This is a genomic window from Oleiphilus sp. HI0066 (assembly GCF_001635725.1).
In genome coordinates, this window is sequence record NZ_LWFH01000679.1 from 1 (window position 1) to 647 (window position 647).

Annotated in this window: 1 protein-coding gene; it reads right to left on the minus strand. The window is 46.2% G+C overall.

Annotation, left to right across the window (positions count from 1 at the left end; all coding sequences use genetic code 11):
* Positions 1-647 (minus strand): FtsX-like permease family protein (locus tag A3738_RS08615; protein ID WP_156504109.1); only part of this gene is annotated, 647 nt, incomplete at both ends.

The following is a 647-nucleotide window of genomic DNA, read 5'->3' on the forward strand; positions in this document are numbered from 1 at the left end:
AACGATAAAGATTCCCATAATTGCACGAGGACTCGCGCCTATTGTCCGCAGAATGGCAATGTCTGCCGTTTTGTCTGTGACGACCATAACTAAGGTCGAAATAATATTGAACGCAGCAACCGCTACGATCACCATCAACAAGAGCCCAATCAAGGTTTTTTCCATTTTAATGGCTGAGAATAAATTACCGTGAGTAAGCGTCCAATCGATACTGTAATACGCCTCATCCAAACTACTCGCCAACTGCCTTGATACATATGGCGCATCGAATAAGTTGTCCATCTTGAGCCGAATACCATTTACGTATCCCTGCATACGCATGACTTTCGCAGCATCTTCTAGATGGATCAGAGCAAGCTGCCCATCTAAGTCGGCACCAACACGAAAAATACCACTAACCGTAAAACGCTTTAGCCGAGGAAAAACACCTGCCGGCGTTAACGAAGCTTCAGGTAATACGACAGTAACGCGATCCCCTTTTTGCACACGCAATTGTCGTGCAAGCATATCGCCCAGAACTATTCGAAATTCCCCGCTTTGAAGATCGTCCAGACTACCTTGCACCATGTGGTTCTCAATAATCGAGACCGTTTTCTCCTCTTCTGGCAACACGCCATTCAATTGCGCTCCTTGAACAAGACCCGAAG